Raw genomic sequence first — 15,527 nt, forward strand, 5'->3', positions numbered from 1 at the left:
TCACGGGCGGGCGGTCGCGATCGCCGCGCGGGTGCGCCGCGGGGGCGCCCGTCGGGCGTGGGCGCCCCCGCGGTGCGAAGAGGTGTCGGGGTGTCAGGCGGTCAGGCGGGTGATGGCCTCCTCGACCGTCACTTCCTCGCGCTCCCCGGTACGGCGGTCCTTCAGCTCGACCACGCCTTCGGCGGAGCGGCGCCCGGCGACCAGGATCTGCGGTACGCCGATGAGTTCGGCGTCCGTGAACTTGACGCCCGGGGAGACGCCGGCCCGGTCGTCCACCAGGACGCGGACACCGGCCGCGGACAGCTTCTCGGAGACGTCGAGGGCCAGCTCGGTCTGCAGGGCCTTGCCGGCGGCGACGACGTGGACGTCGGCCGGGGCGACCTCCTTGGACCAGACGAGGCCCTTGTCGTCGGCGTGCTGCTCGGCGAGGGCGGCCACGGCGCGGGAGACGCCGATGCCGTAGGAGCCCATGGTGACGCGGGCCGGCTTGCCGTTCTGGCCGAGGACGTCGAGCTTGAGGGCGTCGGTGTACTTGCGGCCCAGCTGGAAGATGTGGCCGATCTCGATGGCGCGGTCCAGCTTGAGACCCGTGCCGCAGTTCGGGCAGGGGTCGCCGTCCCGGACCACGACCACGTCGACGTACGCGTCGACCTCGAAGTCACGGCCCGCCACGACGTTCCTGGCGTGCGTGTGCTCCTTGTTGGCGCCGGTGATCCACGCCGTGCCCGGCGCCACGCGCGGGTCGGCGATGTACTGGACCTTGTCGCCCAGGCCCTGCGGGCCGACGTAGCCGCGGACCAGGTCGGGACGGCCCACGAAGTCCTCGGCGGTGACCAGCTCGACGGCGGCCGGGGCGAAGTGCGCCTCGACCTTGTCCAGGTCGACCTCGCGGTCGCCGGGGACGCCCACGGCGACGATCTCGCCGCCCACCTTGACGAGGAGGTTCTTCAGGGTGGCGGAGGCCGGGACGCCGAGGGAGGCGGCGAGGGTCTCGATGGTGGGGGTGTCGGGGGTCGGGATGTCCTCGGCGGCCGGAGCGTCCGCCGCGTCCACGGGCTGGAGGGCGTAGGTGATCGCCTCGGTGTTGGCCGCGAAGTCGCAGTTCGGGCAGTCGGCGAAGGTGTCCTCGCCGGCCCCGGCCGGGGCGAGGAACTCCTCCGACTTGGAGCCGCCCATCGCGCCGGCGGTCGCGGCGCAGATGCGGTAGTCGAGGCCGAGGCGTTCGAAGATCCGCTGGTAGGCGGCGCGGTGCAGGGCGTAGGACTCGGCGAGGCCCTCGTCGGCGACGTCGAAGGAGTAGGAGTCCTTCATGAGGAACTCGCGGCCGCGCAGGATGCCGGCCCGGGGGCGGGCCTCGTCGCGGTACTTGTTCTGGATCTGGTAGAGGATGACCGGCAGGTCCTTGTAGGAGGACGCCTGGTCCTTCACCAGCAGGGTGAAGATCTCCTCGTGGGTGGGGCCGAGGAGGTAGTCGCCGCCCTTGCGGTCCTGGAGGCGGAACAGCTCGGGGCCGTACTCCTCCCAGCGGCCGGTGGCCTCGTACGGCTCGCGCGGCAGCAGGGCGGGGAGCTGGACCTCCTGGGCGCCGATGGCGTCCATCTCCTCGCGGACGATGCGCTCGACGTTGCCGAGAACCTTCTTGCCGAGCGGCAGCCAGCTCCACAGACCGGCGGCGGTGCGGCGCACGTACCCGGCGCGGACCAGCAGCTTGTGGCTGAGGACCTCGGCGTCCGCCGGGTCGTCGCGCAGCGTCTTCGCCATCAACTTCGACATGCGCTGGACCGGTGCGTTGGCCATGGTTCTCGTGTCTCCTGCTACGTAAGGGTGGTGGCTAGGAGGTTAGCCGGGTGGTCCAGCCCGGCGGAAATCGGTTATGTTCCGCCGGGCCTGTCCCGGGGGCGGCGCAGGGGCAGCGGGGCGCCCATCACCGCGTACGGCTTGGGGGCGCTGGGGAAGAGGACCTGGCGGGCGAGGTCCTGGTAGCCGAGGGAACGGTAGAGGCCGCGCGCGGGGCTCTCGGTGTCGATCGCGGAGAGGATCGAACGGGGCTGGGCGACGCTGTCGGTGATCGTGGTGATCAGGGAGCGGCCCGCGCCGCGGCTCTGGTGGGCCGGGTGGACGTGGAGTTCGGTGATGACGAAGGAGTCGTCGAGCCAGGCGTCGTTGCCCTGGGCGCGGAGGCAGGGCTCGACGACGGTGGACCACCAGTGGGCGCGGTCGTTGGGCATGCCGTAGACGAAGCCGACGAGATCGCCTCCGGCGGTGGCGCCGAGTGCTCTGGCGCCGGGGTAGGTCATGTGGCGCAGGACGATCTGGCGGCGGACGGCCACCTCGTCGGGGCCGAGTCCGAACGCGGCGGCCTGAACCGCGAGGGCCTCGTCCACGTGCGCGGCGAGGTCCAGTGGGCCGATCACGACGTCCATGTGCGGGAGCCTAGCGCTTCGCCGGCCGGGGCCGGGTGTACGGGTTGTCGTCAGGGTGCCGGTTTCCGGATGCCGGTTGCGGGGGCCTGTCGTGGGGGCCGGTTTCCGGTTGCCGGTCGTGGGGGCCGGTTTCCGGTTGCCGGTCGCGGGGGCCGTTACCGGTCGCGGGGGCCGGTCGTGGGCGGCTGGTCGTGTCCTTCGGCATGAGCACGCCCGGTCAGAAGAGCACGCTCATGAAGGCGCCCACCTCCTGGAAGCCCACCCGGCGGTACGACCGTCGTGCGGCCGTGTTGAAGTCGTTCACGTACAGGCTGGCCACCGGGGCGATGTCCGCCAGCGCGTAGCGCAGGACCGCCGCCATGCCCGGTGCCGCCAGGCCCCTGCCCCGGTACTCGGGGGCCACCCACACGCCCTGGATCTGGCAGGCGCGGTCGGTGGCGGCGCCGATCTCGGCCTTGAAGACGACCCTGCCGTCGGTGTCGAAGCGGGCGAAGGAGCGGCCGGAGCCGACGAGTTCGGCGACCCGGGCCTGGTAGAGCAGGCCGCCGTCGCCGGCCATCGGGGAGATGCCGACCTCCTCGGTGAACATCGCCACGCAGGCCGGCATGATCCGCTCCATCTCGTCCTTGCGGACGCGGCGGACGTAGGGGTCCGGGGTGATGTCGGCGGGCACCCGGTCGGTGACCATGAGGGGCTGTCGGGTGCGGACCTCGCGGGCCGGGCCCCAGCCCGGTTCCAGGAGCCGCCACAGCTGGGCGGTCGTGTCGGCGGGGCCGACGATCGAGGAGCAGCGGCGGCCGGCCCGCCGGGCGCGGTCGGCGAAGGCACGGACGGCGCGCGGGGTGGCGCAGATGGGGACGAGGTTGGCGCCCGCGTAGCACAGCGAGGTCAGCATGCCGTGCTCGTACCAGCCCCACATCTCGCCGCCGAGCCGCCACGGGTCGAGGCCGGCGATCTGCACCCGGGCGGCCACGAAGGCGTTCGCGACCGGCTCGCGGTCGAGGACGGCGAGCGCGGCGTCCAGGTCGCTCGGTTCGAGCACGCGGGAGGTGGTCTGCGTCAACACGTGCGGGGGCCTCACCCTGAGATCTGCTGGTCTCCGCACTGTACCTGTCGTGCATATGCCGCGCCGCCCCCAGGGCGACGCGGCATATGAGGGGCCGTTCGGCCCGCTGTTCAGCCTGCTGGTCGGCGCTCGTTCGGCGTGCCGTTCAGCTCGCCGGTTCAGCCCGCGACGGAGACCGAGGGCTCGCCGGAGGTCACGCCGTCGGCCTCCATCTGCTCGGCGATCTTCATGGCCTCCTCGATGAGGGTCTCCACGATCTTCGACTCGGGGACGGTCTTGACGACCTCGCCCTTGACGAAGATCTGGCCCTTGCCGTTGCCGGAGGCGACGCCGAGGTCGGCCTCGCGGGCCTCGCCGGGGCCGTTGACGACGCAGCCCATGACGGCGACGCGCAGCGGGACGTCCATGCCCTCCAGACCTGCCGTGACCTCCTCGGCCAGCTTGTAGACGTCGACCTGGGCGCGGCCGCAGGACGGGCAGGAGACGATCTCCAGGCCGCGCTGGCGCAGGTTCAGCGACTCCAGGATCTGGATACCGACCTTGATCTCCTCGACCGGCGGGGCCGACAGGGAGACGCGGATGGTGTCGCCGATGCCCTGGGAGAGCAGCGCGCCGAAGGCGACGGCCGACTTGATGGTGCCCTGGAAGGCGGGGCCGGCCTCGGTGACGCCGAGGTGCAGCGGGTAGTCGCACTGGGCGGCGAGCTGGCGGTAGGCCTCGACCATGACGACCGGGTCGTTGTGCTTGACGGAGATCTTGATGTCCCGGAAGTCGTGCTCCTCGAAGAGGGACGCCTCCCACAGAGCGGACTCCGCCAGCGCCTCGGGGGTCGCCCTGCCGTACTTCTGCAGCAGGCGGCGGTCCAGCGAGCCGGCGTTGACGCCGATGCGGATCGGGGTGCCGTGGTCGCGGGCCGCCTTGGCGATCTCCCTGACCTTGTCGTCGAACTGCTTGATGTTGCCCGGGTTGACGCGGACCGCCGCGCAGCCCGCCTCGATCGCGGCGAAGACGTACTTCGGCTGGAAGTGGATGTCGGCGATCACCGGGATCTGCGACTTCTTCGCGATCACGGCCAGCGCGTCCGCGTCGTCCTGGGTGGGACAGGCCACCCGGACGATCTGACAGCCCGACGCCGTCAGCTCGGCGATCTGCTGGAGCGTCGCACCGATGTCCGACGTACGGGTCGTGGTCATGGACTGCACCGACACGGGGGCGTCGCCACCCACCGCGACGGACCCGACCTGGATCTGACGGCTCTTGCGGCGCTCCGCGAGCCTGGTCGGAACGTCCGGCATGCCGAGAGAAATCGCAGTCATCTGCTGTGCAACCCCAAGTCGTGGATCAGAATCCGGCCCCGTTCAGCGGCGGGCTCCGGCCTTCGAGATTACGGCACCGACGTGAACGCCGGGCACACGGTGTGCGGGAGATGCACCCTTTGGCGTTCATATGCCGAGTGACCGGCGTGAAGCCCGGCCCGGAGGGACATGCTCTCCGGATCGGGCTTCTCATCGGATCGTTTGGATTGTCCGGATATCAGCTAATGCGCACCGGATTGACGACATCCGCCACCAGGACCAGCAGCGTGAAGCAGACGAAGATGCCCGCCACCACATAGGCCACCGGCATCAGCTTCGCCACGTCGAACGGGCCCGGGTCCGGGCGGCGCAGCACCTTGGCCGCGTTCCGGCGCAGCGACTCCCACAGCGCGCCCGCGATGTGGCCGCCGTCGAGCGGCAGCAGCGGGAGCATGTTGAAGAGGAACAGGGAGAGGTTGAAGCCGGCCACCAGCATGATGAACATGGCCAGCTGCTGGGTGGGCGGGATGTCGAGGGTGGCGATCTCGCCGCCGACGCGGGCGGCGCCGACGACGCCCATCGGGGAGTCCGCCTCGCGGGGCCCGTCGCCGAAGGCCGCGTCCCACAGGGCCGGGATCTTGGCGGGCAGGGCCGCGAGGGAGTCGACGGCGTCGCCGATCCGGTCGCCCATCCAGGTCACGGACTGGCCGAAGTCCTGTTTCACCACGCCGGTGGCGGCGCTGAAGCCGAGGAAGCCGGCGGTGACGTACTCGCCCTCGACGATCTGTCCGTTTCCGTCCTTCTTCGCGACCTGGTTGGTGGCGATGGTCGCGTGGAGGGTGATCTCCTGGCCTTCGCGCTCCACGACGACCGCCACCTGCTCGCCGGGGTTGGCGCGGATCGTGTCGGACAGCCGGTCCCACTCGTCGGTCCGTACGCCGTCGAAGGCGACGATCTTGTCGCCCGCCCTGAGGCCGGCCGCCGCGGCCGGGGAGGCCGGGTCGGACTTGGTGCAGTCGTCGCGGTTCTCGGTCTGCGAGATGACGCACTGGGAGACGGAACTCACGGTGGTGGTCTGCTGCGAGATGCCGAAGCCCATGAGGACGGTGAGGAACAGCACCACCGCCAGGACGAGGTTCATGAACGGGCCCGCGAACATCACGATGACGCGTTTCCAGGGCTTGCGCGTGTAGAACAGGCGCTTCTCGTCACCCGGCTGCAGTTCCTCGAAGGCGGCCGAGCGGGCGTCCTCGATCATGCCCCGCCAGGGCGAGGTGGAGCGGGCCTCCAGCCGGCCGTCGGCACCGGGCGGGAACATGCCGATCATGCGGATGTAGCCGCCGAACGGGATGGCCTTGACCCCGTACTCGGTCTCGCCCTTCTTCCGCGAGAAGAGCGTCGGTCCGAAGCCGACCATGTACTGCGGCACACGGATGCCGAACATCTTGGCGGTGGACAGGTGCCCCAGCTCGTGCCAGGCGATCGAGAACAGCAGGCCGACCGCGAAGAGGACTATGCCGAGGATGAACATCAGGGTCGTCATGCACGGGCCTCCGCCGTCTGTGCCGCCAGTTCCCGGGCCCGGGCGCGTGCCCAGGTCTCCGCTTCGAGGACGTCCGCGACGGTGAGCGAGGTTCCCGTACGGGGGGTGCCGTGTTCCTCGACCACCCGCGTGACGGTCTCCATGATCCCGAGATACGGCAGCGCGCCGGAGCGGAAGGCCTCGACGCACTCCTCGTTGGCGGCATTGAACACCGCCGGGGCCGTGCCCGCGAGCTCCCCGACGTGCCGGGCCAGGTTCACCGAGGGGAAGGCCTCGTTGTCGAGCGGGAAGAACTCCCAGGTCGAGGCCTTGCTCCAGTCGAAGGTGGGGGCCGCGTCGGGGACGCGCTCGGGCCAGCCGAGGCCGACGGCGATGGGCCCGCCCATGTCGGGGGGCGTGGCGTGGGCCAGTGTCGATCCGTCCGTGTACTCGACCATCGAGTGGACGTACGACTGCGGGTGCACGACCACCTCGATGCGGTCGAAGGGAATGTCGTAGAGCAGGTGGGCCTCGATCACCTCCAGGCCCTTGTTGACGAGGGTGGCGGAGTTGATCGTGATCACCGGGCCCATCGCCCAGGTGGGGTGGGCGAGGGCGTCCTCCACGGTGACGCCCGCCAGCTGCTCCTTCGTACGTCCCCGGAACGGGCCGCCGGACGCGGTGACGACCAGCTTGCGCACGTCGGCGCGGGTCCCGGCGGCCAGCGCCTGGAAGAGCGCGGCGTGCTCGGAGTCGACCGGGATGATCTGCCCCGGCTTGGCGAGGGCCTTGACCAGCGGGCCGCCGACGATGAGCGATTCCTTGTTGGCGAGCGCGAGGGTGCGGCCCGCCTCCAGGGCGGCCAGGGTCGGGGCGAGGCCGATGGAGCCGGTGATGCCGTTGAGGACCGTGTGGCAGTCGGAGGCGGCGACCTGGGTGGCCGCGTCCGGTCCGGCGAGGATCTCCGGGAGCGGCTCCCCACTGCCGTACTGGTCGCTCAACGCCTCCCGCAGCGCGGGGACGACGTCCTCGCGGGCCACGGCGACGGTCCGCGCCCTCAGCCGGTACGCCTGCTCGGCGAGGAGGGCGACCCGGCCGCCGTTGGCGGACAGGGCGGTGACCCGGAAGCGGTCCGGGTTGCGCAGCACGAGGTCGATGGCCTGGGTCCCGATCGACCCGGTGGACCCGAGGATCACCACGTCCTTCGGGCCGTCGCCCGCCACCGGGTCGTAGACGAGGTGGGGGTCCGCGAGTGGGGCTGGACTGTCGCTCATCCCCCCATTGTCGCCGCAACCGCCCTCCGTGAGGACAGCGCGTCCCTCGCACGGGTGTCGCGGGTCGGGTTTCCACCGGGCGTCCCGTCCCGCCCGGGCGGCCGGACGGTCCCGGCAGAGACCCGACCCGCGCCCCTCCTACCTGATGGGACGGTGGACGTTCTCCCGCCGGGACGCGCCCGGGGCTGCGTCCGCGATCCACGGACCGTCGCCCGACGGGTCCACGACGCCCTGCTCCAGCCACTCGTACGCGCCTGTCAGCACGCCCTTGACGACCTTGCGGTCGACGTCGTCGGTGTTGGTCCACAGGCGGCCGAAGAGTTCCTCGACGCGGATGCGGGCCTGGCGGCAGAAGGCGTCGGCGAGCTGGTAGGCCTCGCGGCCGTGGTCGCCCTCGGCGCGCAGGTGCTCCGCGCGGACGCAGGCGGCGCTCATCGCGAACAGCTCCGCGCCGATGTCGACGATCCGTCCCAGGAAGCCCTGCTTGGTCTCCATCCGGCCCTGCCAGCGCGACATGGCGTAGAAGGTGGAGCGGGCGAGCTTGCGGGCGGCGCGTTCGACGTAGCGCAGGTGTCCGGACAGGTCGCGGTGGCCGGACGGGTGGAAGTCGGCGTAGGAGCGCGGGAGCTGTCCCGGTCCGGTGACGAGTTTCGGCAGCCACTTGGCGTAGAAGGCGCCCGCCTGAGCGCCCGCCCGCGCCTTGTCCGAGAGGGTCTTGTCGGGGTCGATCAGGTCACCGGCGACCGACAGGTGGGCGTCGACGGCCTCGCGGGCGATCAGCAGGTGCATGATCTCGGTGGAGCCCTCGAAGATCCGGTTGATGCGCAGGTCGCGCAGGATCTGTTCGGCGGGGACCGCGCGCTCGCCGCGGGCCTCGAGGGAGGCCGCTGTCTCGAAGCCCCGGCCGCCGCGGATCTGGACCAGCTCGTCGGCCATCAGGCAGGCCATCTCGGAGCCGTAGAGCTTGGCGAGGGCCGCCTCGATGCGGATGTCGTTGCGGTCCTCGTCGGCCATCTGGGAGGAGAGGTCGAGGACCGCCTCCAGCGCGAAGGTCGTCGCCGCGATGAACGAGATCTTCGAGCCGACCGCCTCGTGCAGCGCGACCGGCCTGCCCCACTGCTCACGCACCGCCGACCACTCGCGGGCGATCTTCAGGCACCACTTGCCGGCGCCGACGCACATGGCGGGGAGCGAGAGGCGCCCGGTGTTGAGGGTGGTGAGGGCGATCTTGAGGCCGGCGCCCTCGGGGCCGATGCGGTTGGCGGCCGGGACCCGGACCCGGTGGAAGCGGGTGACGCCGTTCTCCAGGCCGCGCAGGCCCATGAAGGCGTTGCGGTTCTCGACCGTGATGCCCTCGGATGCGGCCTCCACGACGAAGGCGGTGATGCCTCCCTTGCCTCCTGTGCCTCCCTTGCCGGCCTTGCCGCCCTCGCCACCCTCGGCGCCCTTGTGCCCCTCGGACTTCGGGACTCGGGCCATGACGACGAGCAGGTCGGCGACCACTCCGTTGGTCGTCCACAGTTTCACGCCGTCGAGGACGTAGTCGTCGCCGTCGCGGACGGCGGTGGTCGCCAGGCGCGCCGGGTCCGAGCCGACGTCCGGCTCGGTCAGCAGGAACGCCGAGATGTCGGTGCGGGCACAGCGGGGCAGGAACGTGTCCTTCTGCTCCCGCGTGCCGAACATCTTCAGCGGCTGCGGCACACCGATCGACTGGTGGGCGGAGAGCAGCGCGCCGATCGCGGGATTGGCGGATCCGACCAGGGCGAGGGCCTTGTTGTAGTAGACCTGGGTGAGGCCGAGGCCGCCGTACTTGGTGTCGATCTTCATGCCGAAGGCGCCCAGCTCCTTCAGCCCGGTGATCACGTCGTCCGGGATCCGCGCGTCACGCTCGATCACGGCGCCGTCGATCTTCGTCTCGCAGAAGTCGCGCAGCTTGGCGAGGAACTCCTCGCCGCGCTGGACGTCCTCGTCGGCGGGGAGCGGATGGGGGTGGAGGAGGTCGAGGCGGAAGCGGCCGAGGAACAGCTCCTTGGCGAAGCTGGGCTTGCGCCAGTCCTGTTCCCGGGCCGCCTCCGCGACCTCACGGGCCTCACGTTCGGTGACGGTGGATCGGGGGGAGGGGGAGGAGGAGGGAGTGGTTGGTGCGGACATGAGGCTCACCTCGCCGCGAATCGGCATCGGGGGGAGTACGTCCACGAAGATCGCCGGGATGGGTCATAGGCGAACTTGCGGACGTACGTTACCTAGTCGGTGCTACCCGATCGTATGTACCCGATCCCGGGCGGTCCCACCACCCTTCGTGCGTCCGTCCGGCCGATGGCCGCGGGGAGGACGGCGGGCATACGGAGGGCGGACAGCGGCCGAAGAAAGGTGTCGAAGCGCTTCGACAACCTATGGACACTCAATCCTGCTGAGGCTAGTGTCGAACCACCCTCACTCGCTTTTGTCCACCCCGCGCGCTGTCGAAGCGCTTCACAAAGCTTGGAGAGCTGGATGGTCACTCTCGCCGAGGTCGCCCAGCACGCCGGAGTCTCGGCGAGCACGGTGAGCTATGTCCTCAGCGGCAAGCGGTCCATCTCCACCACCACCCGGCAGCGGGTCGAGGAGAGCATCCGTAAGCTCGGCTACCACCCCAACGCCGGCGCCCGCGCCCTGGCCAGCAGCAGGTCGAACATCATCGCGCTGATGATCCCGCTGCGCACGGACATGTACGTGCCGGTGATGATGGAGATCGCGATCGCGGTCGCGACCAGCGCACGCAGTCACGGGTACGACATCCTGCTGCTGACCGGCGAGGAGGGCCCCGACGCGGTGCGCCGCGTCACCGGCAGCGGGCTCGCCGACGCGATGATCCTGATGGACGTCCAACTCGACGACGAGCGGCTGCCCCTGCTGCGCGGCACGGACCAGCCGTCCGTCCTGATCGGTCTGCCCGCCGACACCACCGGGCTGACCTGCGTCGATCTCGACTTCCGGGCGACCGGCGCACTGTGTGTGGAGCATCTGGCGAAGCTCGGGCACCGGGACATCGCTGTCATCGGCGAGGCCCCGGGGGTCTACGAACGGCACACCGGCTTCGCCGAGCGCACCCTCGACGGGCTGCGCACCCGCGCGCGGGAACTGGAGCTGCGGCTGCTGCACCGGCCCTGCGAGGGCGGGTACGACGCGATGGCCGCGACCCTCGCCCGCGTCTTCGACGAACGTCCGGACACCTCGGGCTTCGTCGTCCAGAACGAGGCGGCGGTCGAGCCGCTGCTCGCCCTGCTGCGTCAGCAGGGCCGGGCGGTGCCGGAGGACGTGTCGGTGGTCGCGGTCTGCCCCGAGCAGGTCGCCACCCAGGCCTCGGTGCGGCTCACGTCGGTCGCCGTGCCCGCGCAGGAAATGGGCCGGCACGCCGTGGAGCAGCTGGTCGCCAAGCTCGACGGGCGCGGGAGCGACGAGGTCGTGCTGCTCGCACCGGAGCTGACGGTGCGGGCCAGCTCGGGACCGGCGCCCGTCCGGTCCCAGGCCGTCTGACCGCTCACCGGCCGTACGGCCCTCTCTCCCGCTCTCCCTCCGGGGCTTCCCCTCCCCCTCCAGGTCTTCCCCTCCCCTCCAGGGCTTCCCCCCTCCGGCCACCGGTCGTGTCCTTCCGGCGACATGCACCGTCTCCCCCGGTCCCCCGGCCGTGGGCCACGCGCCCCGCCTGCCTGAACCCCTCTCCCACTCGCCTCCTCCCACTCGCCTCGTCACCGCTCGGCCCGCCCGTGCCAGGGCACCGCCATGTCCGCACTCCCCCAGGAGCCTGCCTCGTGAACCAGCCTGCCGAGACACAGCCCAAGGTCAGCCTCGCCCAGTCCTCCCCCACCGTCGGCACCTTCCGCGAGCGGGACGGCGCGCTGGAGTGGAGCGGCCGTCAGGAGACCGTCAGGATCGAGGCGTGGGGGCCGGACGCCGTCCGGGTCCGCGCCCGCCTCGGCGGGCCGGTGCTGGAGGACCTGCCGGGCGCGCTCCTCACCCAGGCCCCGCCGACCGGGAGCACCGTCAAGATCGAGGACGGGCACGGGTCGCTGACCGTCGGGGCGCTGACCGTGGAGGTCGACCCCGAGGGGCAGGTGCGTTTCGTGCGGACCGCGGACGGCGGTGAGCTGCTGGCCGAGGACCGCGCCCACTTCTGGTGGCCCGGGCCCCGCCTTTACACGGCCGTCGGCAACGGGCACCACCGGCTGGAGCAGCGGTTCGCCGCCTACGACGACGAGAAGCTGTACGGCCTCGGCCAGCACCAGCACGGCCGCCTCGACCAGAAGGGCCTGGTCGTGGACCTGGTCCAGCGCAACGCCGAGGTCTCCATCCCGGTCCTCACCTCCAGCCGCGGCTACACGCTGCTGTGGAACAACCCGGCCATCGGCCGCGTGGAGCTGGCCCACAACGGCACCCGCTGGGTGGCCGACTCGGCCCGCCAGATCGACTACTGGATCACGGCCGGCACCCCGGCCGACACGCAGCGCCGCTACAGCGCGGTGACCGGCCGTACGCCGATGCTGCCGGCGTGGGCGGCGGGCTTCTGGCAGTGCAAGCTGCGTTACCGCACGCAGGACGAACTCCTCGCCGTGGCCCGGGAGTACAAGCGGCGCGGGCTGCCCATCGACGCCATCGTCTGCGACTTCTTCCACTGGACGCACCTGGGCGAGTGGAAGTTCGACCCGGCCGAGTGGCCCGACCCGGCGGCCATGGTCCGTGAGCTGGACGAGCTGGGCGTCAAACTGGTGGTCAGCGTCTGGCCGTCGGTGTCGCCGCTCTCCGAGAACCACCCGGTGATGGAACAGCGCGGCTATTTCATCGGCACGCAGTACGGCCCGATGGCGCACGCCGACTGGCCGGACAAGGAGGTCGCGTCGACGGTCCAGGTGGCCTTCTACGACGCCACCAACCCCGAGGCCCGGGAGTTCGTGTGGTCGAAGGTCAAGGAGAACTACCTCGACGAGTACGGCATCACGGCCTTCTGGCTGGACGCCTGCGAGCCCGAGCTCAAGCCCGGCTTCCCGGAGAACCTGCGCTACTGGGCGGGCCCGGGTCTGGAGGTCGGGAACCTGTACCCGGCCGAGAACTCCCGCGCCTTCGACGAGGGCCTGCGCGCCGCCGGGGTGGACGAGGTGATCACCCTCAACCGCTCGGCGTGGGCGGGCAGTCAGCGTCACGGCGCCGCCCTGTGGTCCGGCGACATCGGCACCGACTTCGCGACCCTGCGCCGCCAGATCGCGGCCGGTCTCAACACCGCGCTCTCCGGCATCCCCTGGTGGAACACGGACATCGGCGGCTTCCACGGCGGTGACCCGGACGACCCGGCGTACCGGGAGGTGCTGGTCCGCTGGTTCCAGTTCGGCGCCCTGTCGCCGCTGATGCGCCTGCACGGCTTCCGCGACCCGGGCATGCCGCTGGGCCCGGACATGACCGGCGGCCCGAACGAGGTGTGGTCGTACGGCGAGGAGGCGTACCCGATCCTGGAGAAGTACCTGCGGCTGCGCGAGCGGCTGAAGCCCTACGTGCTCGAGGTGATGCGCGAGGCGCACGAGGAGGGGCTGCCGGTGATGCGCCCGCTCTTCCTGGAGTTCCCCGAGGACCAGGCGGCCTGGCCGGTGGACGACGCCTACCTCTTCGGCCGGGACCTGCTGGTCGCGCCGGTGCTGACGGCGGGCGCCACGGTCCGCACGGTGTACCTTCCGGCGGGCGCGCGCTGGACGGACGCGTGGACGGGTGAGACGTACGAGGGCGGGGCGAGCGTGACGGTGGACGCGCCGCTGGACCGCATCCCGCTCTTCCTGCGGGACGGGGCCGAGTTGCCGGTGGCCGAGTAGCGGCCGTACGCGGCGGGGTGGCCGGCCGGCCCCGGCCACCCCGCCGGCGAAGTGCGCGTTCCCGTGCCAACTGGACTGCTTGGACGTACAGTTGCCGGGTCGCGAAAGGAATCCCGTGCCCTCGACTCCGCTCGCCCTCAGCCTCGCCGACCTGGCGCTACGGCCCTCGTTCCGCTCCCGCCGCACACCCGACCGGACCTTCGACCGGCTCCTGGCGCGGGCGGGAGGGGCGGCGGGCGACGAACGGTTCGCCGACGACTTCCGTTCCCTGCTGCGCTGGTGGGCCGGGGCCGAGAACCTCACCCCGGTCGGCTGGCAGTCCGCGCGGTCCCACGTCCGCAGGCACCTCACCAACCGGGCCCGGATCCGGCGGCTGATCGCCGAGCACCCCGGCATCGAGCGGGAGCCGGTCGAGAAGCCGGTGTTCGTGGTGGGCCTGCCGCGCACCGCGACGACGCTCACGCACGGCGTGCTGTCCCTGTCGGACGAGCACCGCTCCCCCCGGCTGTGGGAGCTGCTCACCCCCGGCCTGGAGGTACCTCCCGGCGGGCGGCGCAGGGCGACGGCGCCCGCGCGCCGACTGGTCGACGGCACCAACCTGCTCGCGCCACGCTTCCGCGACATCCACCCGATGACCGCCGACGGCCCCGAGGAGTGCACCTTCGCCCTGCCGCACGCCCTGATGCCCCTCTCCTCGGCGCGGATCCCCGAATACCAGGCCTGGCACTACGAGCGGGACTTCGTCCCCGACTACCGCCACCTCAAGCAGGTCTACCAGGTGCTCCAGTACGGTCGGCCGCGCCGCCGCTGGATCCTCAAGTCCCCCATGCACCTGGAGAACCTCGACGCACTGCACACCGTCTTCCCGGACGCCACCGTCGTGTGGACCCACCGCGACCCGGTCACCGCCGTGGCGTCGTTCTGCAGCCTGGTCGAGCACGGCATGGTCCTCGGCACCCGCCCCGTCGACCGGCACGGCATCGGCGCCACCTGGCTGGATCTGCTGAGCCGCTCCGCGGCGCGTGGTCTCGCGGCCCGTGCCGCCATCCCCCGGCAGTCGCTGGTGGACGTCCCCTACTCCTGGCTCGGGTCCGATCCGGGCACGGGCGCGCCCAAGCTCTACGCCGCCGTCGGCGCCCGCTGGACCGACGCCGAGGCCGCCCGGCTCGCCGGGGTCGCCGCCCGGCCCAAGGGCACCCGCCCGCACCGGTACGAGCTGTCCCGGTACGGCCTGACCCGCGCCGACGTCGAATCCGCCTTCGCGGGGTACAACGCGCTGCGGGCCGAGGTCGACCGCGCCTGACGGCACGGCCGGCCCCGGCCCCGGACCTCCGGGCCCGTCGCTACGTCAGCCGCCGCTGACGGTCATGCTGTGGGTACGGAAGTCCAGGCCGCCGGGCGACGAGGTGATCTCGTAGCCGAACTGCACGTCCCCGATGGTCTCGTCGCCCATCCAGCCCTTGGTGTCCTTGATCCACTTCAGGATCGGCAGGATGTCGACGGTGCCGGAGTCCGAGTCCGAGGTGCGCAGGAACGAGAAGACCTCGTTGGCGCCGTTGTCACCCTTGTGGACGTTCCAGGTGTGGCCGCCGAGGGCGACCGTCCCCTGGGGGCTGCCGAGCGGGCCGACGGCTCCGTTGTGGTTGACCCAGAGCATGATCTCGTAGTCGTAGTCCGTGTCCCAGATGTCGTACGACGTGTTGTACGCGCCGGACGACGGGACCGTGACGTCGTAACTGCTGCGCAGTGAGGTGAGGGAGGTGATCGGCTTGTTGATCACCTTCTTGGCGTTCGGGTAGGACTTGATGCCGCCGGTGCCCGGGTGGTCGGCCCAGACGCCCCAGTCGGTGCCGGAGTTGGCCCAGACGCACTGGCTGCCGGCGCCGGACCCCCAGATGTTGTTGTAGAGGGTGTAGCCGTTCAGCTGGGTGTTGCCCCACTGGTCGCAGGAGTTCCAGACGGCGGCCTGGGCGGGCGCGGAGGCGAGGCCGATGGTGGCGCCGAGCGCGAGGGCCGGGGCGAGGAGGGCGGTGGTGAGCCTGCTCCGGGCGCGCGTGCTGGTGCGGGTGCGTGGTGCCATGGCGTTTCCTTCCATGGGTGGGGGGAGGTGCGG

The 15,527-nt window shown here is 71.4% G+C and carries 11 protein-coding genes; 3 read left to right on the forward strand and 8 right to left on the reverse strand.

Going from position 1 to position 15,527, the window contains the following annotated elements; all coding sequences use genetic code 11:
* Positions 1-93 precede the first annotated feature (93 nt).
* The 7 genes from ACH4NX_RS27155 to ACH4NX_RS27185 all read right to left on the reverse strand — a co-directional run bounded on the left by ACH4NX_RS27155 (position 94) and on the right by ACH4NX_RS27185 (position 9,731).
* Positions 94-1,797, reverse strand: coding sequence for a proline--tRNA ligase (locus tag ACH4NX_RS27155; protein ID WP_351398321.1), 1,704 nt, complete (start codon positions 1,795-1,797; stop codon positions 94-96).
* 74 nt (positions 1,798-1,871) lie between these two features.
* A complete protein-coding gene (locus ACH4NX_RS27160; protein WP_351398319.1) occupies positions 1,872-2,423 on the reverse strand; it encodes a GNAT family N-acetyltransferase in 552 nt (183 codons plus the stop codon).
* A gap of 217 nt (positions 2,424-2,640) precedes the next feature.
* A complete protein-coding gene (locus ACH4NX_RS27165) occupies positions 2,641-3,489 on the reverse strand; it encodes a GNAT family N-acetyltransferase (RefSeq protein WP_351398317.1) in 849 nt (282 codons plus the stop codon).
* Positions 3,490-3,647: 158 nt separating this feature from the next.
* Complete coding sequence (gene ispG / locus ACH4NX_RS27170) at positions 3,648-4,805, reverse strand: flavodoxin-dependent (E)-4-hydroxy-3-methylbut-2-enyl-diphosphate synthase (protein WP_398129015.1); 1,158 nt, start codon at positions 4,803-4,805, stop codon at positions 3,648-3,650.
* A 217-nt stretch (positions 4,806-5,022) separates the two neighbouring features.
* The gene (locus ACH4NX_RS27175; RefSeq protein WP_351398340.1) at positions 5,023-6,315 is read right to left on the reverse strand and encodes a site-2 protease family protein; all 1,293 of its coding nucleotides are present in this window, start codon (positions 6,313-6,315) and stop codon (positions 5,023-5,025) included.
* Positions 6,316-6,323: 8 nt separating this feature from the next.
* A complete protein-coding gene (gene dxr / locus ACH4NX_RS27180) occupies positions 6,324-7,580 on the reverse strand; it encodes a 1-deoxy-D-xylulose-5-phosphate reductoisomerase (protein ID WP_351398313.1) in 1,257 nt (418 codons plus the stop codon).
* A 138-nt stretch (positions 7,581-7,718) separates the two neighbouring features.
* Entirely contained in the window at positions 7,719-9,731 is a 2,013-nt protein-coding gene (locus tag ACH4NX_RS27185; RefSeq protein ID WP_398129016.1) for an acyl-CoA dehydrogenase family protein, read from the reverse strand.
* Positions 9,732-10,073: 342 nt separating this feature from the next.
* On the opposite strand from ACH4NX_RS27185, the gene ACH4NX_RS27190 reads away from it, so the two are divergent.
* From ACH4NX_RS27190 to ACH4NX_RS27200, 3 genes are all read left to right on the forward strand, one after another.
* The gene (locus ACH4NX_RS27190) at positions 10,074-11,096 is read left to right on the forward strand and encodes a LacI family DNA-binding transcriptional regulator (protein ID WP_351398309.1); all 1,023 of its coding nucleotides are present in this window, start codon (positions 10,074-10,076) and stop codon (positions 11,094-11,096) included.
* A gap of 275 nt (positions 11,097-11,371) precedes the next feature.
* Positions 11,372-13,414 (forward strand): glycoside hydrolase family 31 protein, encoded by a 2,043-nt coding sequence (locus tag ACH4NX_RS27195; RefSeq protein ID WP_351398307.1) that lies wholly within the window; start codon positions 11,372-11,374, stop codon positions 13,412-13,414.
* 115 nt (positions 13,415-13,529) lie between these two features.
* Positions 13,530-14,717 carry a sulfotransferase family protein gene (locus ACH4NX_RS27200; RefSeq protein WP_398129017.1) on the forward strand — a complete coding sequence of 396 codons (1,188 nt, stop codon included), beginning with the start codon at positions 13,530-13,532 and terminating at the stop codon, positions 14,715-14,717.
* Positions 14,718-14,762: 45 nt separating this feature from the next.
* Here the strand turns inward: ACH4NX_RS27200 and ACH4NX_RS27205 are convergent, their stop codons facing one another.
* On the reverse strand, positions 14,763-15,494 hold the full coding sequence (locus ACH4NX_RS27205; RefSeq protein WP_351398305.1) for a hypothetical protein: 732 nt from the start codon (positions 15,492-15,494) through the stop codon (positions 14,763-14,765).
* Between the last annotated feature and the right edge of the window lie 33 nt (positions 15,495-15,527).

The sequence above is a fragment of the Streptomyces sp. NPDC017225 genome (assembly GCF_044331465.1).
In the GTDB taxonomy this organism is placed as follows: domain Bacteria; phylum Actinomycetota; class Actinomycetes; order Streptomycetales; family Streptomycetaceae; genus Streptomyces.